Source organism: Corynebacterium pygosceleis, from assembly GCF_016595275.2.
Classification (GTDB): domain Bacteria; phylum Actinomycetota; class Actinomycetes; order Mycobacteriales; family Mycobacteriaceae; genus Corynebacterium; species Corynebacterium pygosceleis.
Genome location: NZ_JAENIQ020000005.1, coordinates 93,065 through 114,922 on the forward strand (window position 1 = coordinate 93,065; position 21,858 = coordinate 114,922).

The following is a 21,858-nucleotide window of genomic DNA, read 5'->3' on the forward strand; positions in this document are numbered from 1 at the left end:
CAGGGGTTCCTTTGACTACTTGTTGTTCCGGCGATCGAGGAACGCCTGCATACGGGCGTGCTTCTGCTCGGATTCGAAACAGATGGCCTGGGTGATGTTGTCGATGGCGGGGTGCGCCGAGGCAGGCATGTCGAACAGCTGCTTCGACAGGCGCACCGCCAGCGGATCCTGCTTCGCGATCCGGTCGGCGAGTGCATCGGCCGCGTCGATCAGCCCGTCCGGGTCCTCGACGACCTCGCTGACCAGATGCAGGTCCAGTGCCTCCCCGGCGTCCAGGATCCGGCCCGCGAGCAGGATCTCCTTGGCCACGGTGGGACCGACGATCTCCTTCAGCCGCCACAGACCACCGGCGGCGGCGATGATGCCCAGACCAGTCTCCGGCTGCCCGAACTTCAGGTGCCGGGTCGCGATCCGGAAGTCGGCGGCGAGCGCGAGTTCCGCGCCGCCGCCCAGCGCCCAACCGTCCAACGCGGCGATGACCGGCATGGGGAGCGCGGCGATGCGGTTGAAGATCGCCGAGTTGATGCCCCGCAGGGCGTCGTCACGGGAGCGCTCCTTCAGCTGGCCGATGTCCGCGCCGGAGGCGAAGATCCCGCGCCCGTCGACCCGGGTTCCCGTGAGGATGAGGATCTTCGGTTCGCGTTCCAGTTCCCCGCACAGCTGGTGCAGTTCGGCGACCATCCGGTCGTCGATGGCGTTGCGCACCTCGGGGCGGTTCATCGCCACGACGAGGCGGTCGGCGCGGGTCCGGACGTCCAGTGTGGTGTAGGTCATCGGTCCTCCCCGCACAGCTCGAGGGCGAGGGCGGCGCCCTGTCCGACGCCGATGCACATGGTCGCCAGGCCGCGCCGGGCGCCCTCGTGCTCCATCCGGTTCAGCAGGGTGATGGCGATCCTGGACCCGGAGGACCCGAGGGGGTGACCGAGCGCGATCGCCCCACCCCACGCGTTGACGATCTCCGGATCCAGTCCGAGATCACGGATGCAGGCCAGCGACTGCGTGGCGAACGCCTCATTCAACTCGACGGCGTCCAGATCGCCGATGTCCCAACCGATTCGGTCGAGGAGTTTCCGGGTCGCCGGTACCGGGCCGAGCCCCATGACCTCCGGTGCGACACCGGCGGATGCCCCGCCGACGATCCGGGCACGCGGGGTCAGACCGAAACGTTCGAGGGCACGCCCGGAGCACACCAGCACCGCGGAGGCACCGTCGTTGAGCGAGGAACTGTTGCCCGCCGTGACGACCTCACCGCCGGCGACGACCGGCTTCAGACGGGCGAGCACCTCGGTGGTGGTGCCCGGGCGCGGGCCCTCGTCGGTGTCGAACACCGTCACCGCGCCCTTGCGCCCGGTGATCTCGACCGGGACGATCTCGTCGTCGAAGTGCCCCGCCTCGATGGCGGCCGCGGCCCGTTGCTGTGACCGTGCGGCGAACTCGTCGGCGTCGGCGCGGCTGATCCCGCAGACGCGGGCGACCTCCTCCGCGGTCTCCGGCATGGAGAACGTCGCCTTGTCCCGGGCGGCGAGCACCGGGTTGGTGAACCGCCACCCGATGGAGGTGTCGGTGATCTCCCCGGGTTTGGCGAACGGCTTTTCGGGTTTCGCCATGACCCACGGGGCGCGGGACATCGACTCGACGCCGCCGGCGACGACGATGTCGGCGTCCCCGGCGCGGACCATGGTGGCGGCGAGTGTGACGGCGGACATCCCGGAGGCGCAGAGCCGGTTCACCGTGATCCCCGGGACGCTGTCCGGGTAGCCGGCGAGCAGCCATGCGAGCCGGGCGACGTTCCGGTTCTCCTCGCCCGCACCGTTGGCGTTGCCGAGGATCACCTCGTCGACGGCCTCCGGTGGGATGCCCGCCTCCTCGACGACCGTGCGGATGCACAGTGCGGCGAGGTCATCGGGCCGGACGGTGGACAGTGCGCCGCCGTAGCGGCCGACGGGGGTGCGTCTACCGGTGACGATGAATGCGGAATCGGCGGAGGTTCCGTCATGGTGTGGTGCGGTCATGGTTTCTCCTGGGTTCGGGCTGGCGGTGCGTGACGGGGCGGGGCGGTCAGCGCCCGTGGAAGGTGGGACGCCGCTTCTCCCTGAACGCCGCGAATCCCTCGGCGTAGTCGGCGGAGGAGCAGAGTTCCCCCTGGGCGATGTTCTCCGCGTGGACGGACTCCCAGAGACCGATCCGCTCGTCGCGGATCGCACGGACCAGCTCGCGGGAGGCGAGGAACGCCTTCGTCGCGCCGGTGGCGGCGCGTTCGGCGGCGGCGCGGGTGAAGGAGTCCAGGTCTCCGGCGGGGACGGAACGGGAGAACAGGCCGGCGGAGACGGCCTCGGCACCGCTCATCAGGTCACCGGTGACGATGAGATCCATCGCCCGGTGCGGCCCCAACCGTTCGACGAACAGCCAGTGCCCGCCCGAATCGAGGGTCGCGCCGAGGTTGGCGAAGGGGGACCCGATCTTCGCGTCATCGGCGACGTAGACGATGTCGGTCGCCAGGGCGAGCCCCAGCCCGACCCCGAGGCACGCGCCCTGGACCGCCGCGAACGTCGGCGCGGGGAACGCGGCCATCTGCTTCAGCAGCGGAGTGACCTCCCCGTCCAGGTAGGCGGTGGCGTCGTCGGTGGCGGGATCGATGCCCACGATGTTGCGCCCGGCGCAGAATCCCCGTCCCTCCCCACGGAGCAGGAGGGCACGGACACCCTCGTCCGCGGCGCGGGTGTAGGCGTCGGAGAGGTCACCGACCGCAGCGGAGTCGAGGGCGTTCATCGCCTTCGGGTTGTTCAGGGTGATCACGGCCACGCCATTGCCGGGGCCGTGGAACTCGAGTTCGATCATTGGTTGTCCTCGCAGTGTCAGGCGTCGTAGTCGACGGTGATGGAATCCGTGGTGGGCCGTGTCTGGCAGGTCAGCACGTATCCGCGCTCGACCTCGTCGGGTTCGAGGGCGAAATTCTCGTCCATCTCGTACTCGCCCTCGACGACCTTCGCGCGGCAGGTTCCGCAGACACCGCCGGCGCAGGCGAAGGGGACGTCGGGACGCTTCCGTAGTGCGGCGTTGAGGATCGTCTCCCGTGCGGACTTCGGGGACTCGACGGTGCCGCTCAGTCCGTCCAACCGGAACTCGATGGCGTAGTTGTCGCCGTCGGGATCGGATTCGACGGCACGACCGGTCTGCCCCGGCTGCGGGCCGGAGGTGGACTGGCCCGTGGTGAACAGTTCGAAACGGACGTCGGAGGCATCGACCCCGACATCGCCGAGTGTGTCCCGGCAGAGCTGCACCAGCTCGAAGGGGCCGCACAGGAACCACTCGTCGACGTGTTCGGGTTGCAGGACGTGTCCCAGCAGCAGCCGGAGTTTCTCGGCGTCGATGCGCCCGGAGAACAGCGGGTTCACGCGGCTCTCGCGGGACAGGACGTGGTGCACCGCGAAGCGGGTGGGGTAGCGGTCCTTGAGATCGCCGAGCTCCTCGGCGAACATCACGTCACCCGACCCCTTGTTGGCGTAGACGAGCTCGAAGGTGGCGTCATCGGTCGCGGCGAGCACCGTCTGCGCGATCGCCATGATCGGTGTGATCCCGGAGCCCGCCGCGACGGCGACCAGGTGGGTCGCCCCCGAGGTCCTGCGTTCGGTGTCCCGGGCCCGCTCCGCGATCCCCTCCGGATCATTCATGGAGGTCGTGTGCACCCTGGAGGTGAACGCCCCCTGCGGGTTCATCACGTCGATCGTCGTCCCCGGCTGAAGCTCCTCGTTGGCCCACGTGGAGAACACGCCGCCCGGTGTCTTCTTCACCGCCACCCGGATCACGCCACGACGGGGAATGTCGCAGATGGAGTAGGAGCGTCGCACCTCGCGGCCGTCGATGTCCGCCCGGAGTGCGACGTACTGGCCGGGGACGTAGTTGTAGTCGTCGGCGAGATGTTCGGGAACGGTGAACGTCACCTCGACGGAGTCCTCCGTCAGACGCCGGATCTCCGTGACCTCGAGGGGGTTGAAGGTTGTCTTCCGTCTGGTTCCGGTGGTGGTGGACAAGTCAGTGCCCCTTAAAGTAGTCGAACGGCTCCCGGCAGTCCCGGCACGTGTAGAGCGCCTTGCACGAGGTGGAGCCGAAGTGGCTGGATTCTGTGGTGTTCATCGATCCGCAGTGCGGACACCGGATCGCGGGAGTCAGGGTGATCGGGATGGGGCCCGAGCTGCGCTCACGCGCCACGGGAGGAGCGATGCCGTACTCCCGCAGCTGCTGTCTGCCCAGTTCGGTGATCCAGTCCGTGGACCAGGCGGGCCGGAGCACCGTCTCGATGCGCGGGGTCGGGTGGCCGGCGGCGGTCACGGCGGCGGTGACGTCCGCGGTGATCGTGCCCATCGCGGGGCACCCCGAGTAGGTCGGCGTGATGACGACGACCGGGGTGTCCCCGTCGAAGCGTGCGCCACGCAGTATCCCCAGATCGGCGATGGAGATCACGGGGATCTCCGGATCCGGGACGGTCGCGGCGACGTCCCACAGGTGGGCGGCTGACGGATCGGTCGGGCGCAGTGGATGTGCCGGGTGTGTGGTGGACACGGTGATCACCAGGTCGCACCCGGATGCTGACGGGCGAGCCACTGCATCTCGGCGAGGATGAAGCCACGGTGCTCCGAGTACCGTCCGGAGCGCTGCCCGGACCGGGCCTGAGGATAGTCGGGGATCTCGAGTCCGGCCTCGGCGATGATGTGGGCGATCCGTTCGTCGAACTCCCCCCGCAGCGTGGAGGGGGGAACCGCGATGTCCCCGAGTTCCGCGTGCAGGGGCAGATCCTCGAACAGTTCATCGAGGTAGGGCCACATGTAGTTCAGCCCGGCCTGCATCCGGCGGTGCGACTCCTCCGTGCCGTGACCGAGACGCATGAGCCACTGACTGGAGTGGTCGACGTGGTACTCGACCTCCTTGATGGCCTTCTCCGCGATGGCGGAGAGCGTCTCGTCCGTGGAGTTCCGCAGGCGGGTGTAGAGACCGTAGGCGTAGTAGGAGAAGATCAGCTGCCGGGCGATGGTGTGGGCGAAGTCGCCGTTCTCCTGCTCCACGAGGCGGCAGGAGCGGAACTCCTCCTCGTCCCGGAAATAAGCCAGCTCATCCTCCGTTTTGTCCCAGGCGGTGCCTGCGTAGGACAGGAGGAAGCGGGCGTGCCCGAGGAGATCGAGCGCGATGTTCGTCAACGCGATGTCCTCCTCCATCTCCGGCGCACGGGAGACCCACCAGCCGAGTCGTTGGGCGAGGATCAGGGAGTCGTCCCCGAGCGTGAGGGCGTAGCGCGCGACGGCGTCCGTGGCGACCGCGCCCGAGGCCTGGATGTCCTCGGCGGTGATGGCGTCACCCATCCAGTGGTGCGTGGCGGTGTCGGTGTTCGGTGTGCTCACAGGTGCTTCACCCCTTCACTGCGCGTGTAGTAGGTGGCGTGCCGGTAGTTCTTGCCCTGGGCGGACTGGAAGAACCCGCCCTTCGCGTCCGGGTCGGAGGCGGTGACCGCGTCGGACGGGACCACCCAGACGCTCGAGCCCTCGTTGCGTCGGGTGTAGAGGTCCCGGGCGTTGCGCAGTGCCATCGTCGCGTCGGGTGCGTGCAGTGAACCGGCGTGCACGTGGGACAGACCCCGGGAGGAACGGACGAAGACCTCCCAGAGGGGCCAGGTGGCGGAGTCGGACATGGTGTGCTTCTTTCGTCTGGGCTGGTTGTAGGGGGTCAGAGAGGGGATCAGGCGACGTGGAGGCCGCGTTCGGCGGGACCCGACGCGGCGGTCTTCTCCGCGTAGGCGGCGGCGGCCTCACGGACCCACGCGCCGTCGTCGAAGGCCTGTCGGCGCCGCTGGAGACGCTGGACGTTGCACGGGCCGGATCCCCGGATGGTGGACTTGAACTCGGACCAGTCGAGCTCGCCGAAGTCGTAGTGGCCGCGTTCCTCGTTCCACTTCAGGTCGGGGTCCTCGAAGTGGAGTCCGAGAGCCTCGGCCTGGGGGACGATCATGTCGACGAAACGCTGGCGCAGCTCGTCGTTGGAGAAGCGCTTGATGTTCCACTCCATCGACTGCCGGGAGTTGGGGGAGTCGTCGTCCGGAGGGCCGAACATCTGGAGTGCGGGACCGTAGAAGCGGTTGATCGCCTCCTGCGCCATCTGCTTCTGCGCCGGGGTGCCGTGGGACAGGGAGTAGAGGATCTCCCACCCCTGGCGCTGGTGGAAGGACTCCTCCTTGCACACCCGGATCATCGCCCGGGCGTAGGGACCGTAGGAACAGCGGCAGAGGGGGACCTGGTTGCAGATCGCGGCTCCGTCGACGAGCCAGCCGATGGCCCCGATGTCGGCCCAGGTGCGCGCCGGGTAGTTGAAGATCGACGAGTACTTGGCGCGTCCGGTGAGCAGCTGATCGACGAGTTCATCGCGACCTGTGCCGAGTGTCTCCGCCGCGGAGTACAGGTAGAGACCGTGACCGGCCTCGTCCTGCACCTTGGCCATGAGGATGGCCTTCCGTTTCAGGGAGGGGGCGCGGGTGATCCAGTTCGCCTCGGGCTGCATGCCGATGATCTCCGAGTGCGCGTGCTGCGAGATCTGGCGGGTGAGGGTGCGCCGGTATCCGTCCGGCATCCAGTCGGTGGGCTCGATGCGGGAGTCCTCCGCGATGATGCTGTCGAAGTGGCGCTGGCCCTCGACATCGGTGGCGGGGTTGTCGGTGCTGGAACGGGTGGGGGCTGGGGATGTCACGGTGTTCTCCTCTGGGAGGCCCGTAGTGTCCGGGGCCGGGGCTGGGCCTGCGGTCGCTCGGACGGCTGCGGGTGACGGTGCGGCGGAGCCGCTGGAGCGGGGCGGTCAGATGGCTGGTGCCGGTGCCCGACGGTTGCATGTGTGAAAAACTGATCGTTCGGTCAGTATATGAACGGGTGTGATCTGTGTCAATGGATTCTGTGATCTGCGACTCACCCCCGTCCCCCTGGTTCACGTAGCGTCCCGGCGTCCGTAAGCGGGGGTGGTGCCCGTGTGCGGACCCGCCTGTTGGTGGTTGCCCCCGCCGTTCAATACGCTGGTCACAGGTGGAGTGTGTCGACGGCGGGACTGGAAGGTGGACGGGATGCGACGGAGTCGGACTGTGCCGGAACCTGTGTCGGGACGGGGGCGTCCCGGGTACTCGCGCGAGGACATCCTCCGTGCCGCGGTGGACGCCTTCAACGCGGCGGGCTATGAGGCGACCTCCATGGGGGCGCTCGCCGACCGGTTGGGGGTGACGAAGTCCGCGCTCTACCACCACGTCTCCTCCAAGGAGGAGCTGCTCGACGAGGCTCTCGACCGCGCACTGGACACCCTCGGCGGGGTCATCGACGAGGTCGGGACGTGTGAGGGCGGTGACATGGAGCGGCTGCGTCTGCTCGTGCGGGGGACGACCCTCGCGCTGTGCGCCGAGGCCCCCTACGTGACACTGCTCCTCAGGCTGCGGGGGAACTCCGATGTCGAACGTCGGGCCATGGACCGTCGGCGCGAGTACACGCGCACGGTCGTCGATCTCGTCTCGGGCGCGCAGGCGGACGGTGATCTCCGTGCCGACGTTGACCCGGCGACGGTCGGCCGCCTCCTGTTCGGCATGGTCAACTCCCTGGTGGAGTGGTACCGGCCGGACGGTCACCTGTCTCCGGCGGAGCTGGCCGAGCTGACCGGAAAGATGGCGTTCGGCGGTCTCGTCCCCCGTTCCTGAATCCGGTTTTCAACCGGCTGTCATCTGTGGATTCGTGGATCGGTCGGATGCGGGGGTGGCTGTGTTCCCCGACGGATTTAGGTTAGCCCCAGTTGAAAGCTCATTTGGGCTGCCGTGGCGAACGTTCGGTCGGGGGTGGTTTTGTGGACCATTCGGGAATTTCCGCCAAATCAGTGGTCTGCATCACGCCGCCTATGTATCGTGGGTCACACAAACTGACCAGGTGGTCGGTAAATAGGGTCGCCGGTTCACACCCAGACACCGGATACCCGGACACCCGCCCCCGTCCCCGCGCAGCCCACCGTTACGGCACCTCCGTCGGTGCAGCGGGGGATTCCATCTGACGATCTGCGGCAGATCCCCGCCGAAGATCCCCCCACCCAGAGAAGAGAATCGCCTGTGACCTCCCTGTACGACATCACCTCCGCGAACCACGGACCCGAGACCGGGATCGAGTTCGCCTCCCGCGACGAGATCACCGCACTCCAGACCGCCCGCGCCAAGAACACCCTGCGCCACGCCTACTACAACGTGCCGCACTACCGCCGCGCCTTCGACGAGAAGGGCGTCCACCCGGACGACTTCCGTGAGCTGGCCGACCTCGCGCTCTTCCCGTTCACCGACAAGAACGACCTCCGCGCCGAGTACCCCTTCGGCATGTTCGCCGTGGGACGCAACCAACTCGTCCGTGTCCACGCCTCCTCGGGCACCACCGGGCTCCCCACCGTCGTCGGATACACCCGCAGGGACATCGAGACCTGGGCCGACCTCGTCGCCAGGTCCCTGCGGGCGGGAGGTGTCCGCCCCGGCGACAAGGTCCAGGTCGCCTTCGGCTACGGCCTCTTCACCGGTGGACTCGGGGCGCACTACGGTGTCGAGAAGCTCGGCGCCACCGCCATCCCGACCTCCGGCGGAATGACCGAACGCCAGATCCAGATCATCCAGGACTTCAAGCCCGACGCGATCATGGCGACACCGTCCTACATGCTCAACGTCCTCGACCAGATGCGCAGGGAGGGCATCGACCCCGCCACGACCTCCCTCACCCACGGCATCTTCGGTGCGGAACCCTGGAGCGAGGGCATGCGTCGTGAACTCCAGGACGGACTCGGCATCGACGCGACCGACATCTACGGACTCTCCGAGATCATGGGCCCCGGCGTCGCCCAGGAATGCGTCGAGACGAAGGACGGACTGACCCTCTGGGAGGACCACTTCTACCCGGAGATCGTGGACCCGGAGACCCTCCAGCCGGTTCCCGACGGCCAGTTCGGGGAGCTCATCATCACCCCGCTGACGAAGGAGGCCTTCCCGGTCGTGCGCTACCGCACCCACGACCTCACCCGACTGCTTCCCGGAACCGCGCGCTCCATGCGCCGCCTCGAGCGCATCTCCGCCCGCAACGACGACATGATCATCCTCCGCGGCGTCAACTGTTTCCCGAGCCAGTTCGAGGAACTCATCACCGAAGACCCGGACCTGCGGCCCCGCTACCAGTGCGTGCTCGAGCGCAAGGGACGCATGGACGCACTGCGTCTCCTCGTGGAGTCCTCGCCCGGACGCACCACCGAGGAGAAGGAACAGTCCAGGGCCCACCTCGTCCGGCAGATCAAGAACCGGATCGGAATCAGCGTCATCGTGGAGATCCACGACCACGTCGACTGCGGTGAAGGAAAAGCCAAGCGTCTCGTAGACAACCGACCCAGGGACTGATCACCCGCCGTGACGATCCTCCCCACCCGCCAGGAAGGCCCCACCACATGACGACCAACATCACGACCGGGCAACCCAAGAACTCATTCTCCGGTCCACTGACAAAGGAACACAAGAAGGTCCTCGCCGGCTCGATGGTCGGAACCACCGTCGAGTGGTTCGACTTCTTCATCTACGCACAGGCCGCGGGTCTCATCTTCGCGTCCCAGTTCTTCAATCCCGCAGGCAACAACTCCCCGACCCTGGCGCAGATCATCTCCTGGGCGTCCCTCGGCCTGTCCTTCCTCGTCCGACCCCTCGGCGCCGTCGTCGCCGGGCACCTCGGCGACCGGAAGGGCCGGAAGTTCGTGCTCACCCTCACCCTCCTCGGCATGGGAGGTGCGACCGTCGCCATCGGTTTCCTGCCCACCTACGAGCAGATCGGTGTGGCGGCCCCCCTGCTGCTCATCGGCCTGCGCCTCCTGCAGGGCTTCTCCGCGGGCGGTGAGTGGGGCGGCGCCGCACTTCTCGCCGTCGAGCACGCTCCCGTCCACCGTCGCGGCTACTTCGGCTCCTTCCCCCAGGTCGGTGTGCCGTGCGGCATGATTCTGGCGACCCTGTTCATGCTGGTGCTGACCTCAGTCACCACACCCGAACAGTTCGAGGCCTGGGGCTGGCGCATCCCGTTCCTCTCCTCCGTTGTGATGATCATCATCGGATACCTGATCCGGAAGATGTGCGAGGAATCCCCGGTGTTCGCCGAACTGGAGAAACTCCAGAAGGAATCCTCCGCACCGCTGAAGGTCCTGTTCTCCGGACACAAGAAGCCCGTCATCCTCTGCGCGATGATCTTCGCCGCAGACAACGCCGCCGGCTACCTGGCCATCGCCTTCTTCAGTTCCTACGGTGCGAAGGTCCTCGGGATGCCCCGCTCGACGGTGCTGTTCATCTCCCTGGCCGGAGCCGTGTCCTGGACCGTCGGAACCATTCTCTGGGGTGCGATGTCCGACAGGCTCGGCAGGCGCAACGTGTTCACCTGGGGGTACATCATCATGGCCCTGTTCGCCATCCCGATGTGGATGATGATCGACACCGCCAACGTCTTCTTCTTCGGACTCGCGGTGGTCATCCTCGGTCAGCTCCTCGGCGCCACCTACGGCCCCCAGGCCGCGCTCTACGCCGAGATGTTCCCGGCCAAGGTCCGGCTCTCCGGTATCTCCATCGGCTACGCCGCCGGATCCATCATCGGTGGTGCCTTCGCCCCGATGATCGCGCAGCTCCTGCTGAACGAGACCGGAACGTCGATGTCCATCGGCGTCTACCTCATCGTCATCTCGCTGTTCTCCCTGTGGGGTGTCCGCATGGTCAACCCCAGGGTGGAGAAGTGCGACCTGCACTGATCCCCTTCCACCGGCCCCGGAACCGAAGCGGTGTCCACCGGGACACACGCGTTCTCCGGGGCCGGTCTCCCGTCCCCGGAGAGAGAACTTCCGGGGACGACTAGACCACGAACGAAGCGAGGAGCGCGACGGCCACGACGACGACGGTGACGGCCAGGCCGAAGAGGAAGGGCCTCGCACCGGCCGCCCGGACCGTGGCGACCGTGACGCCGGTGCCCTGCGCGAACATCGCCGCCGCGAAGATCCAGTGCTGGAGGGTTCCGATCCCGTCGATCAGGCCACCGGGCAGGGGCAGGAACGTCCGGGCGAGCACCAGAACGATGAACACGGCGACGAACGCCGGAACCAACGGGGGCAACCGGACCTCCGCCCCCTCCGTCTCTCCCGCCACCCGCCGCCGCTCCAGCGCGGAGAGCACGGTGATCATCGGGGCCAGGAGGAGAACCCGCCCGAGTTTGACGGTGACCGCGATCGGCAGAACCGCGGTACCCGCGATACCGCCCGCCGCGACGACCTGGCTGACCTCGTGGACGCTCAATCCGATGAAGACGCCCTCCCGGTGGGGACCCCACCCGGCCAGATGGCCGAGAGCCGGTGCCACGGTGAGCAGAATCGTGCCGAGCAGCGCGATGACCGCGATCGCGGTGACGAACTCGTGTTCCCGCTTCTTCGTCAGCACCCCGTCGACCGCCCCGATCGCCGCCGCCCCGCAGACGGAGCAACCGGCACCGATCAGCAGCGCCTGCTGCCGCCGCAGGCCGAACACCGGCGCGAGGGCCACCGTCGCGGTGAAACCCAGCACGACGGTGAGGACCGCGGCGAGCAGAACCGGCCAACCGAGCGCGAACACCGTGGCCGCGGGCACGGCGAGACCGAGGAGCGCGACGCCGACCTTGAGTACCGTCTTCGACGTGACGACGACACCGGGACGCATCCTGTCGGGGACGTCCCAGACGTTGCCGACCACACTCCCGAGAATGATCGCCACCAGAAGGAGAACACTGATCCCGGTGGTCTTTTCGATGAGGGCGTCGAGGAGGAAGGACGCGGCGGCACCCACCAGGCAGAGTGACAGCCCGGGTAGCAGTGCACGGGTTTTATTCATGAGACAACCCTAGCCGTGGCAGGCCTGCAGCACCGCCCGCCACGGACGGATGACCGATCAGGCGGTCTGATCGAACAGCCCCCGACCCCACCAGTCGTCATCGTCGACCGGGCCCGGGGGACAGGCGAAGATCGCGGAACTCTCGTAACGGACGAAGGCATTCATGTTGTCGTGGTGGGAGAGATTCGACTGGACGGTGATGAAATCATCCCGTGGGGACGCGACGAAGGCGATGAAGAACAGGCCGGCGTCGAGGTGACCGTAGTCGTCGACGCCACCGACGAAGTTGTACCCCCGCCGCAGCATCCGGGCACCGTCATTCGCCGGTGCACTCGCCAGCCGGGAGTGGGCGTGCGCGGGGATGAGCGGGCCGTCGGTGCCGTGCCACTCGTTGAACGGCATCGGATCCTCCTCGTGTTCCCGGCCGAGCGGGGCACCCTCGTCCTTGGTCCGCCCGAACACCTCCTCCTGCTCGCGGCGGGTCTGCCGGTCCCAGTTCTCCAGCAGCATGCGGATCCGCCGCGCGCAGAGATAGGAACCCCCGTCCATCCAGGAGCCGTCGTGGACCCAGACGTGTTCGTTGATCAGGTTGGTGTACTCGTTCTTCAGATTCGCCGTTCCGTCCTTGAACCCGAAGAGGTTGCGGGGCGTCCCCTGCTCGATCGACGTCGACGCGGTGCGCCCGAAACCGAGCTGCGCCCACCTGACCGTCACGAGCCCGCTGCCGGCCTTGACCAGGACCCGGGCGGCGTGCACCGCCACCTGCGGATCATCCGCGCACGCCTGGATGCAGAGGTCACCGCGCGAAATCCGCTCATCGAGCTGATCCCCTGGGAACCGGGGGAGATCCTCCAGCTCCTCCGGCCTGGCCGGTGCGAGTCCGAAACGTTCGTCGAACAGTGACGGGCCGAAACCGACGGTCACGGTCAGGCGTGCCGGACGCAACCCCACCGCCTCGCCCGTGTCGGTGGCGACGGTGTCCCGGTCCACCCCGACCGATCCCTCGGGTTCAGCCTCGAGCCCCCGCGACATCCGGCGGGCCATCGTCGTCCAGGTCCGCAGGAGATCGCGCAGCTCCTCCCGGCTGTCGGTCACCACGTCGAGGGCGACGAAATACATGCGCTCCTGTTGCGCGGTGGTGATGCCTGCCTGGTGTGCACCATTGAAGGGGACGATCAGGGCGTCTTCTCCACCGGCGGGATCCCCGTCGCCGGAACCCGTGAACCTGTCTGCACCGACCGCCCCGGCGGCGCCGAGACCGACGCCGATCCCGGCACCCGCCAGGAAACCGCGCCGACTCAACGGACGTCGCCCGCCGCTCTTTCCGTCCTGACTCATCGTGCCACCACCTCCTGCACGGAACCGAGCCGTGCGACAAGTACATCCAGCATGTCCGAGAGTTTCCGTCGCTGAGGGACCGGGACCTCGTCATAGGAGACGAAACCGTCCCCCTGCCGGTAGCCGGCCAGCTGCTCCCGCAGCGCGGCGTAGTCCCCGTCGAGGGCCGGCATGAGGTCCGGTTCCCGGGCGCGGATGATCGGTCCGAGGAATCCGACGGCCGCCTGCGAGCCCTCGAGGGACGACCGGAAATCGGAGAGTTCGGTACGGGTGTACACGTCGATCTCGCCGTGGATCCCCGCGTCGGAGAGATGGTCGACGAGATCCTGGGCGTGGTCCGCGACGGTTTCCACCGTCACGTGATCCCCGGGGCCCAGGGCCCGCCGGACCGCCACGACATCATCCAGGAGACGGGTCGCGGTGGTGAGGGTGTCGTCGCTGATCCCGGCGCCGGGACCCCACAGATCCTTCTCCAGGGCGTGCATCCTGTCCCAGGACTCACCCGACTCGATGTCCGATCGACGTGGTGCCGGGGACACACCGAAACGCCCCGCGTCGGGCATCACCGCCGGGGCCACCCGCATGTAGGGGACACGGGCGGCAAGGTACAGACGTCTGGCCTCCCCGAGATCGCGGCCGTCGTCGAGAACGTCCCTGAGACCGGTCAGCGCGACCGTGGTCTCGTCGAGCTGTTCCGACACGTAGGCGCGGTAGTTCGCCGACGCCTCATCCGCGACCGGATCGGTGTCTCCGTCACCCGGGGCGGTGCCCGTCACCGTCACGGTGTCCGACGCGGCGCCCGCGCCCGAGTCCGGCGCACAACCGAGAACGTGTTCACCCGGTTCGGTGGCCCGGACGAGCAGCGTGCGGGACCGGTCGGGCGGGATCCCGACGACCTCCCCCACGACAGCACCCCCCGGGGCGGTGACGGTGAAGCCCACCGGTTCATCACCGTCATTGCGCACCGTGAACGTGAGGAGTCCGACCGGTACCGTCCGCGCGGCGTCCGCGTTGATCCGGCAGTCGCCGGCCCCCGCGGCGACGGTGAACACCCCCGGTGACGGAGCTGCGGCCCGGTCGGGAGCGTCCCCACCCGAACAGCCCGTCGTCGAACACACGACCCCCGTCAGGATGGTCACGGTCAGGGGGATGACTCGTCGTTGCATGGGACACGGGACTTTCTCGGCGGCAGGAGGGGCAGAAGAGCTTCTACACACCCAAGGTTACGCACACCTCATCGCCGTGTGTCACCCGTGGGGGCGGGGAGGGGCACCGCCCACGCGCCGACGCCCCACCGGGATATCCCGGCGGGGCGTCTCAGGTTGAGGTGGCGTCAGCCACCGAACACCGGGCGGAGGAACTCGCCGAGGGCCTCCGGACGGTCGAGGGGGAGGACCGCCGCGACGTACTGGTCGGGCCGCACGACGACGACCGCACCGTCCCTGCTGATCCCGCGTTCGGTGAAGATGTCGTCGGTGGTGGTGACACCGAAGACCTTCTCCATGTTGGTGAGCCGGAACGGCCCGACCTCGGGGAAGAACACACCCGGTACCTCATTGATGAGGATGTCCGCGTGGAGCTGCTGGTAGATCACCCGCAGATCGAGGAGGCTGTCGTCGTCCGGCCCCGGCTTCGGGCCCGACACCAGGGGCGAACCCGGATCGGTGGCCATCCACTCCGCCCACTTCGCCACCGGGGAATCCGGTGTCCCCGCGGGGGCGCCGTCGGCGAACACGTACACGCGCCAGCGGCCGTCGGCGGTCGCCTGGTGTCCCAGGTGCAGCGGGTTGGTGTCGCAGACGCGGCTGACGACCGCGGACTTGAACCGCTTGCCCACCGGGTACCCGGTGGCGAGTTCCTGGTGTTCGGTGCCGCCGGTGATGAGGGAGGGGGCGTACTCCGTCATGAAGCCCGCCGGGAACTCCGCGGTCTTGACGTAGAAGTCCTCGAGGAAGGACGGGTCGTCGAACTCCTCCGGAGGGGTGGCCATGAGGGTCGACCAGGTGCGGTCGAAGTCGATGAGATCCTTCGCCACCACCTGGCGCTCGGCCGAGTACGTGTGGAGCAGCTCGGCGGGGGAGGTCCCGGAGAGAACGGCCCCGAGCTTCCACCCGATGTTGAAACCGTCCTGCATCGAGACGTTCATGCCCTGGCCCGCCTTCGCGGAGTGCGTGTGGCAGGCGTCGCCGGTGATGAAGACGCGGGGTGTCCGCTCACCGTCGTCGACGTCGTCGAACTTGTCGGTCAGCCGGTGACCGACCTCGTAGACGGAGTGCCAGGCGACGTGCCGGACGTCGACGCTGTAGGGGGTCAGGATCTCGTTGGCCTTCGCGATGATCTCCTCGATCGTCGTCGACCGGATGGTCGCCTTGCGTTCCTCGGTGACGGTGCCGAGGTCGACGTACATGCGGAACAGGTGCCCGCCCTCGCGGGGGATCAGCAGGATGCTGCCGCCGGAACGGGACTGGATCGCGCACTTCAGCCGGATGTCGGGGAAGTCGGTGCTGGCGAGCACATCCATGACGCCCCAGGCGTGGTTCGCCTGGTCGCCCTCGAGCCTGCGGCCGATGGACCGGCGCACCCCGGAGCGGGCGCCGTCACAGCCGACCACGTAGCGGGCACGGACGGTGCGCTCGGTACCGGCGTCCGGATTGTCGTCACCGGTGCGGCGCAGCCGGACCTCGACCGGATACTCGGTGGCGTCGGGGTCGGCGGCGACGGTGAGGTCGACGAACTCCCACCCGTAGTCCGGGCGCATCCGCGACGGGGAATTGTCCATGAACTCGGCGAAGTAGTCCAGGACGCGGGCCTGGTTGACGATGAGGTGGGGGAACTCGGAGATCCCGACCTCGTCGTCGATCGCGCGGTTGGCGCGGTAGATGTGGTCCGGGTTGGCCGGGTCCGGCTTCCAGAACGCCATTTCCGTGATGCGGTAGGCCTCGTCGGTGACCTCACTGGCGAAGCCGAACGCCTGGAAGGTCTCGACGCTCCGCGCCTGGATGCCGTCCGCCTGGCCGACCTCGAGGCGGTGCGGGCGGCGGTCGATGATCCTGGTGGACAGGTCCGGGAACATGGACAGCTGGGCCGCGGTGATCATCCCCGCGGGACCGGCGCCGACGACGAGAACGTCCATTGTGTCGGGCAACTCGTCCGGACGGTCGAGGCCGATGCCCGCTGCGGGGTGACGGCGGGGATCGCCGGAGACGTATCCGTGGTGATGGAACTGCATGGTGTTTCTCCTGATGTCGGTGGCGTGGTCAGAGTGGCCGGAGGTCGGTGTGGATGATCGGGTCGGTGCGGATCAGATATGATCTGACTTTTCTGTGATCCATCTCATTCATTTCTGCACCACACCCGAAAGGGGGGTTAGGTGCGTGAGAGCCAACGGATGGGGCTGACGTTCTGTTCCGCTTCGTGCTCGGGGCCGAGCGGAATTCCGGAGCGGTCCCGGAGGGAGAGGACCGCGGCCAGTCCGATCAGCGTCATCCCGCCCAGGTAGACGGTGACGGCGGTGGTTGTGCCGGTGGTCTGGAACAGCCAGGCCGCGATCATCGGGGCGAAGGCGCCACCCACGATCGCGCCGATGGCGTAGGAGATGGACACCCCCGAGAAGCGGATGGAGGCGGGGAAGATCTCGGCGTAGAGCGCCGCCTGCTGGCCGTACGTCAGGCCGAGTCCGAGGGTCAGGAACCCGATGCCGAGGAAGAAGAGCCCGACGTTCGCGGTGTTGACCAGCGGGAAGACGACGAGAACGCCGAGGAACTGGAGGATGAAGCCGATGATGTAGGAGGTGCGGCGGCCGATGCGGTCGCTGAGCCAGCCGGCGAACAGGGTGAAGATGAGCCAGGTGACGGCGGAGCCCGTCACGGCCCACAGGACGTCATCGCGGGAGAGTCCGACCGGCCCCTCGGGGTCCGTCGCGTACCCCTGGATGTAGCCGCCGGTGGTCATGTAGCCGACTGCCGAGTTGCCGGCGAAGATCAGCGCCGCGACGACGACCAGCGGGAAATGGTTGCGGAACAGGGTCTTGACCGGTGCGGACTCGGTTTCCGCGAGCTCCGCCATCTCGACGAACACGGGGGATTCCTCGACGCTGTGGCGGATCCAGGCGCCGACGGCGATCAGCAGGAAGGACAGCAGGAAGGGGACGCGCCAGCCCCACGCGAGGAACGCGTCGCCGGGGGCGATCTGACTCATCACCGCGAGCACGCCCGAGGCCAGGAGCAGGCCTGCGGGGACGCCGATCTGGGGGCATGCCCCGTAGATGCCCCGCTGGTGCGCCGGTGCGTGTTCGACGGCCATGAGGACGGCTCCGCCCCACTCGCCACCCGCGGAGATGCCCTGGATGATGCGCAGGGTGATGAGCAGGATCGGGGAGGCTGCGCCGATCGTCTCGTAGGTGGGGAGCAGGCCGATCAGTGCGGTGGCCGTGCCCATCACGATGAGGGTCAGCATGAGGACCTTGCGGCGGCCGATCTTGTCCCCGTAGTGGCCCGCGAGGAAGGCCCCGAGGGGGCGGAAGAGGAAGCTGATGCCGACGGTGAGGAAGGCGACGATGGTCGACGCCCCGGAGCTCAGTCCGCTGAACATGAGCTGGCGGAAGACCAGGGCCGCGGCCATGGCGTAGAGGAAGTAGTCGTACCACTCGATCGCGGTGCCGATGATCGTCGCCGCGGCGACGCGCCTGTGTTCGGTGTCCCGTACGGGGGTGATCGTCTCTGCGGGGGGTGAATGGTGCACGGAGTCTCCTCTGGGCTCAATCTGTGGTCTGGAATATCTCGGTGTCGAAATGTGTCCTGCGTTACTTGCCGGTCTGACACCGGATCATATACGATCTCGGTCAGGGATCAAGACCCAAACAAGGAGGATCTGTGAATCACCCCCAGCCCCTACCCGTCACACCGGGGAAGATCATCGCGGTCCACACCGCCTTCTTCTCCCGTGCCGATCAGCGCGGCCGGCGTCCCGCCCGCCCCTCCTACTTCCTCAAGGCCCCCAGCTCGCTGGGGGCCTCCGGTGATGTCGTCACCCGCCCCGAAGGCTGCGAACTCCTGGCTTTCGAGGGTGAGATAGCACTGGTCATCGGACGTCCCGCACGAAACGTCGGTCTGGACGAGGCGTGGGACCACGTCGCCTGGGTCACCGCCTCCAACGACCTCGGTGTCTACGACTGGCGTGCCCAGGACAAGGGGTCCAACACCCGATCCAAGAGCCGGGACGGGTTCACCCCGATCGGCCCCGAACTCATCGACGCACGCACCGTCGACCCGACCGAACTCCGTATCCGCACCTGGGTCAACGGTGAACTCGCCCAGGAGGGCGGCACCACGGAGAAGGACCTGATCTTCCCCCTCGCGCAGTTCGTCGCCGACCTCTCCCAGCACTTCACCCTCGACGAGGGTGACGTGATCCTCACCGGCACCCCCGCCGGTTCGACGGTCATCGCGCCCGGGGACGTCGTCGAGGTCGAGGTCGACGCTCCCGGGGTTGACGGGCACCCCACCTCCGGAAAACTGCGCACCACCGTGGAGCAGGGGCGGGGGAAGGTCGATCCCGGGATCGGCATGACCCCCGCCATCGACGACAGGCAGCGTGAGGAGGCGTGGGGTTCCAGGGAGGCCGCCGGTCTGCCCGAGGACCCCACCGCGATCAGTGAGGAACTCCGCGCGAAGCTGATGGAGGCACCCACCGCGGGACTGTCCGCGCAGCTGCGCTCCCGTGGCCTGAACCAGGTCGTGATCGAGGGGGTGCACCCGCAGACCCGGGGCACGAAGATGGTCGGGGTCGCCAAGACCCTGCGCTTCCTCCCCGGTCGCGAGGACCTGTTCAAGTCGCACGGCGGCGGATACAACGCCCAGAAGCGCGCCTTCGATGCACTCCGACCCGGACAGGTCCTCGTCATCGAGGCACGCAACGAACCCGAGTCCGGGACCCTCGGTGACGTGCTCGCCCTCCGCGCGAAGTGCCTCGGTGCCGCCGGTATCGTCACAGACGGCGGCATCCGTGACCACGAACCGGTCCGTGAGATCGGGCTTCCCGTCTTCGGGCGTGGGGCGCACCCCGCGGTACTCGGGCGCCGGCACGTCCCCTGGGAATCGGACACCGCGATCGCCTGCGGCAACGCGACCGTCCTGCCCGGCGACATCATCGTCGGCGACGACGACGGCGTGATCGTGATCCCCCGGGATCTCGCCGAAGAGGTCGCCGATGCGGCACTCGCCAAGGAACGGGAGGACGAGTGGGTCGCCGAGCGTGTCGCGGAGGGCAACCCCGTGGACGGCCTGTTCCCCCCGACCGGGCGGTGGCGTGAACGCTACAACGCCGAGTCCGCCGGGGAAGACGGATAGGGGAGCGGCGACGATGAATCTTCCGGCAGCCGCCGGCGGGTCCGACCCGACGAAACTCTCCAAGACGGAGCAGGCGCACAGACTGATCAGCTCGAAGATCTCGTCGGGTGAACTCGCACCCGGACACCGTCTGGTTCTCTCGGCGATCGCCGAGGAACTCGGGGTCTCCGTGGTTCCCGTCCGGGAGGCGATCCGGCAGCTCGAGGCCGAGGGACTGGTCACCTTCGAACGCAACGTCGGTGCGAAGGTGCGGATGATCGACCGGAACCAGTACCTCGACTGCATGCAGACCCTCGCGGTCCTGGAGGGCACGGCCACCGCACTCGCCGCGCCCTACCTCACCTCCGGAGAACTGGCCAAGGCCAGGGAACTCAACGAGAAGATGGAGGCGACCCTCCGGGAGTTCGACCCGGTGGAGTTCACCGTGCTCAACCGGAAATTCCACAGAACCCTCGTCGGGAGGTGCCCCAACCGCCACCTCATCGACCTGGTGACCCAGGAGTGGGCACGGCTCAACCACCTCCGCGAATCGATCTTCGCGTTCGTCCCCGACCGTGCCGCGGAATCCGTCGCGGAACACTCCCGGATCATCACGATGATCGAGGTCGGTGCAGATCCCGAGTACATAGAGAAACTCGTCCGCCAGCACCGGCTCACCACACTCGACCACTACCTGAACGCCGACAAGAAGAAGGACACCACAGACAGATGAGCAACGACCGACTTCCCGCCAACCTCCCCGACAGGATCCGCCACTACATCAACGGTGAGTTCGTCGACTCCATCGACGGCGACACCTTCGACGTGCTGGACCCCGTCACCAACGAGACCTACATCCAGGCGGCCTCCGGCAAGAAGGCCGACATCGAGGCCGCCGTCGACGCCGCCACCGTGGCGTTCAACGAAGGCCCCTGGCCGAGGATGCTCCCCCGCGAACGGGCCCGTATCCTCATGCGCGTCGCGGACATCGTCGAATCCCGCGACGCCGAACTCGCGGAGATGGAGTCCTTCGACTCCGGGCTCCCGATCACCCAGGCCAAGGGCCAGGCACGGCGCGCGGCCGAGAACTTCCGCTTCTTCGCCGACCTCATCGTCGCCCAGACCGACGACTCCTTCAAGGTCCCCGGCCGCCAGATCAACTACGTCAACCGTAAACCGATCGGTGTCGCCGGCCTGATCACCCCCTGGAACACCCCGTTCATGCTGGAGTCCTGGAAACTCGCGCCCGCGCTGGCCACCGGCAACACCGTGGTGCTCAAGCCCGCCGAGTTCACCCCGCTGTCCGCGAGCCTCTGGCCCGGGATCTTCGAGGAGGCCGGTGTACCCGCCGGTGTGTTCAACCTCGTCAACGGATTCGGTGAATCCGCCGGTGACGCACTGGTCAAGCACCCCGATGTCCCGCTGATCTCCTTCACCGGTGAATCGCGCACCGGCCAGATCATCTTCGGGAACGCCGCACCCCACCTCAAGGGCCTGTCCATGGAACTCGGCGGCAAGTCCCCGGCAATCGTCTTCGCCGACGCCGACCTCGACGAGGCCATCAACGCCACCATCTTCGGTGTGTTCTCCCTCAACGGCGAGCGCTGCACCGCGGGCTCCCGCATCCTCGTCGAGCGCTCCATCTACGACGAGTTCGTCGAGCGCTACGCCGCCCAGGCCAAGCGCGTGAAGGTCGGTCTGCCCTCCGACCCCGCCACCGAGGTCGGCGCACTCGTCCACCCCGAACACTTCGAGAAGGTCATGTCCTACGTCGAACTCGGCAAGTCCGAGGGCCGTCTCGTCGCCGGTGGCGGCCGCCCCGAGGGCTTCGAGAACGGCAACTTCGTCCAGCCCACCGTCTTCGCCGACGTCCCCGCCGACGCCCGCATCTTCCAGGAGGAGATCTTCGGACCCGTCGTCGCCATCACCCCCTTCGACACCGAGGACGAGGCCCTCGAGCTGGCGAACAACACGCGTTACGGTCTCGCCGCCTACGTCTGGACCGGCGACCTCAAGCGCGCACACAACTTCGCCCAGAACGTCGAGGCCGGAATGGTCTGGCTCAACTCCAACAACGTCCGCGACCTGCGCACCCCGTTCGGCGGCGTGAAGGCCTCCGGTCTCGGACACGAGGGCGGCTACCGCTCCATCGACTTCTACACCGACCAGCAGGCCGTCCACATCAACCTCGGCGAGGTCCACAACCCCGTCTTCGGCAAGCAGGACTGACCGACCCCATCCACCGTCCCGCCCCACCGACGTCCTCCCCGACGGACCTCGACGGGC

Annotated in this window: 19 protein-coding genes; 6 read left to right on the forward strand and 13 right to left on the reverse strand. The window is 67.7% G+C overall.

Annotated features, from left to right (window positions below):
• Nucleotides 1-15: 15 nt before the first annotated feature.
• Genes JIM94_RS10350 through paaA form a run of 8 tightly spaced genes read right to left on the reverse strand, consistent with a single transcriptional unit; the run spans nucleotide 16 to nucleotide 6,729 of the window.
• Complete coding sequence (locus JIM94_RS10350) at nucleotides 16-774, reverse strand: enoyl-CoA hydratase/isomerase family protein (RefSeq protein WP_200250593.1); 759 nt, start codon at nucleotides 772-774, stop codon at nucleotides 16-18.
• Entirely contained in the window at nucleotides 771-2,012 is a 1,242-nt protein-coding gene (locus JIM94_RS10355) for a thiolase family protein (protein WP_200250590.1), read from the reverse strand. The genes JIM94_RS10350 and JIM94_RS10355 overlap by 4 nt, the downstream gene beginning before the upstream one ends.
• Nucleotides 2,013-2,058: 46 nt before the next feature.
• Entirely contained in the window at nucleotides 2,059-2,838 is a 780-nt protein-coding gene (locus JIM94_RS10360; RefSeq protein WP_200250587.1) for an enoyl-CoA hydratase/isomerase family protein, read from the reverse strand.
• Nucleotides 2,839-2,855: 17 nt separating this feature from the next.
• Entirely contained in the window at nucleotides 2,856-4,031 is a 1,176-nt protein-coding gene (gene paaE, locus JIM94_RS10365) for a 1,2-phenylacetyl-CoA epoxidase subunit PaaE (RefSeq protein ID WP_200250585.1), read from the reverse strand.
• 1 nt (nucleotide 4,032) lies between these two features.
• A complete protein-coding gene (gene paaD / locus JIM94_RS10370) occupies nucleotides 4,033-4,560 on the reverse strand; it encodes a 1,2-phenylacetyl-CoA epoxidase subunit PaaD (protein WP_410170860.1) in 528 nt (175 codons plus the stop codon).
• A 5-nt stretch (nucleotides 4,561-4,565) separates the two neighbouring features.
• Entirely contained in the window at nucleotides 4,566-5,393 is an 828-nt protein-coding gene (paaC, locus tag JIM94_RS10375) for a 1,2-phenylacetyl-CoA epoxidase subunit PaaC (protein ID WP_410170859.1), read from the reverse strand.
• Nucleotides 5,390-5,680: a 1,2-phenylacetyl-CoA epoxidase subunit PaaB gene (gene paaB, locus JIM94_RS10380; RefSeq protein ID WP_200250575.1), complete on the reverse strand. Its 291-nt coding sequence runs from the start codon at nucleotides 5,678-5,680 to the stop codon at nucleotides 5,390-5,392. The genes paaC and paaB overlap by 4 nt, the downstream gene beginning before the upstream one ends.
• 47 nt (nucleotides 5,681-5,727) lie before the next feature.
• Nucleotides 5,728-6,729, reverse strand: a complete 1,002-nt coding sequence (gene paaA / locus JIM94_RS10385; protein WP_200250573.1) for a 1,2-phenylacetyl-CoA epoxidase subunit PaaA — start codon at nucleotides 6,727-6,729, stop codon at nucleotides 5,728-5,730.
• Nucleotides 6,730-7,111: 382 nt separating this feature from the next.
• Here paaA and JIM94_RS10390 point away from each other — a divergent pair, with 382 nt between their 5' ends.
• The 3 genes from JIM94_RS10390 (at nucleotide 7,112) to JIM94_RS10400 (ending at nucleotide 10,803) form a co-directional block, all read left to right on the forward strand.
• The gene (locus JIM94_RS10390; RefSeq protein ID WP_248085902.1) at nucleotides 7,112-7,711 is read left to right on the forward strand and encodes a TetR/AcrR family transcriptional regulator; all 600 of its coding nucleotides are present in this window, start codon (nucleotides 7,112-7,114) and stop codon (nucleotides 7,709-7,711) included.
• Between the two features lie 399 nt (nucleotides 7,712-8,110).
• Entirely contained in the window at nucleotides 8,111-9,424 is a 1,314-nt protein-coding gene (locus tag JIM94_RS10395; RefSeq protein ID WP_200250569.1) for an AMP-binding protein, read from the forward strand.
• Nucleotides 9,425-9,471: 47 nt separating this feature from the next.
• Nucleotides 9,472-10,803: an MFS transporter gene (locus JIM94_RS10400; RefSeq protein WP_200250568.1), complete on the forward strand. Its 1,332-nt coding sequence runs from the start codon at nucleotides 9,472-9,474 to the stop codon at nucleotides 10,801-10,803.
• A gap of 100 nt (nucleotides 10,804-10,903) precedes the next feature.
• Here the strand turns inward: JIM94_RS10400 and JIM94_RS10405 are convergent, their stop codons facing one another.
• The 5 genes from JIM94_RS10405 to JIM94_RS10425 form a co-directional block, all read right to left on the reverse strand.
• Nucleotides 10,904-11,908 (reverse strand): YeiH family protein, encoded by a 1,005-nt coding sequence (locus JIM94_RS10405; RefSeq protein ID WP_200250567.1) that lies wholly within the window; start codon nucleotides 11,906-11,908, stop codon nucleotides 10,904-10,906.
• A 57-nt stretch (nucleotides 11,909-11,965) separates the two neighbouring features.
• Complete coding sequence (gene efeB, locus JIM94_RS10410; protein WP_200250566.1) at nucleotides 11,966-13,246, reverse strand: iron uptake transporter deferrochelatase/peroxidase subunit; 1,281 nt, start codon at nucleotides 13,244-13,246, stop codon at nucleotides 11,966-11,968.
• Nucleotides 13,243-14,412: an EfeM/EfeO family lipoprotein gene (locus JIM94_RS10415; protein WP_200250565.1), complete on the reverse strand. Its 1,170-nt coding sequence runs from the start codon at nucleotides 14,410-14,412 to the stop codon at nucleotides 13,243-13,245. The genes efeB and JIM94_RS10415 overlap by 4 nt, the downstream gene beginning before the upstream one ends.
• Before the next feature lie 167 nt (nucleotides 14,413-14,579).
• Nucleotides 14,580-16,475, reverse strand: coding sequence for an FAD-binding monooxygenase (locus tag JIM94_RS10420; RefSeq protein ID WP_200250562.1), 1,896 nt, complete (start codon nucleotides 16,473-16,475; stop codon nucleotides 14,580-14,582).
• A gap of 137 nt (nucleotides 16,476-16,612) precedes the next feature.
• On the reverse strand, nucleotides 16,613-17,986 hold the full coding sequence (locus JIM94_RS10425) for an MFS transporter (protein WP_248085904.1): 1,374 nt from the start codon (nucleotides 17,984-17,986) through the stop codon (nucleotides 16,613-16,615).
• Nucleotides 17,987-18,117: 131 nt separating this feature from the next.
• Between JIM94_RS10425 and JIM94_RS10430 the strand changes: the two genes are divergently transcribed.
• The 3 genes from JIM94_RS10430 to hpaE are packed head-to-tail and all read left to right on the forward strand — an operon-like array spanning nucleotide 18,118 to nucleotide 21,801.
• Nucleotides 18,118-19,593: a fumarylacetoacetate hydrolase family protein gene (locus JIM94_RS10430; protein ID WP_200250560.1), complete on the forward strand. Its 1,476-nt coding sequence runs from the start codon at nucleotides 18,118-18,120 to the stop codon at nucleotides 19,591-19,593.
• Nucleotides 19,594-19,606: 13 nt separating this feature from the next.
• Entirely contained in the window at nucleotides 19,607-20,305 is a 699-nt protein-coding gene (locus JIM94_RS10435) for a GntR family transcriptional regulator (protein WP_200250558.1), read from the forward strand.
• Nucleotides 20,302-21,801 carry a 5-carboxymethyl-2-hydroxymuconate semialdehyde dehydrogenase gene (gene hpaE, locus JIM94_RS10440; RefSeq protein ID WP_200250556.1) on the forward strand — a complete coding sequence of 500 codons (1,500 nt, stop codon included), beginning with the start codon at nucleotides 20,302-20,304 and terminating at the stop codon, nucleotides 21,799-21,801. The genes JIM94_RS10435 and hpaE overlap by 4 nt, the downstream gene beginning before the upstream one ends.
• Nucleotides 21,802-21,858 lie beyond the last annotated feature (57 nt).